Source organism: Streptomyces sp. CO7 (genome assembly GCF_053474865.1).
In genome coordinates this window covers 471,547-472,162 of record NZ_JBRIOU010000004.1, presented here as the reverse complement: position 1 = coordinate 472,162, position 616 = coordinate 471,547, and the positions used below count along the sequence as shown (strand labels likewise).

General features: G+C 81.3%; 1 pseudogene. It reads left to right on the top strand.

Annotated features, from left to right (window positions below):
- Positions 1 to 262: 262 nt before the first annotated feature.
- Positions 263 to 616 (top strand): annotated as a pseudogene (locus ACOV8S_RS14940) (hypothetical protein); the annotation flags it as partial.

The window sequence follows — 616 nt, the reverse complement described above, 5'->3', positions numbered from 1 at the left end:
CTCCCCGGGAGCCGGCGCCCGACCGAGCCCGCGGGACGACGGCGCCCGACCCGGCGCACCCCGCAGCGTCGACGGACCCCACCGCATCGACGGTCCCCACGGCGTCGGCGGACCCCACCGCGCGGGTCGAACCCACCGCGCGGGTGGAACCCACCACACCGACGGGCCCGACCGCACCCGCAGAACCCGCCGCGCGGGCCGAGGCCGGCGTCGCCGGGCGGGGCGCCGGGCCGGCTTCGCCGCGCGGTGAGGGCGGTCGCCCGTGAAGCCGCCGCGCACCCTCCTGCCGCGCCCCGGGGCCGCGCCGCGCGCCGCGGTCCACCTCGCCGCCGCGCTGCTCGCCGCGGTCTCCCTCGCCGAGGCGCTCTGGCACGGTGTCGCCGACCGCGAGAGCGCCTGCGTCTTCGTCCTGTTCATCGCCTTCGGCGAGATGCTGCGCCTGCCCGAGTGCCTGCCCGAGGAACGCGACCCCGCCCCGGTCGGGGCCGCGGCGGGTCTGGCCTACGCCCTGGTCGCCCCGCCCTCGGTCACCCAGGCGGTCGCCGTGGTCGCCGTCGCCACCCTCGCGGGGAGGACGGGGCACATCGCCCGGCCCCGGCCCGGCGGACGGCCCACC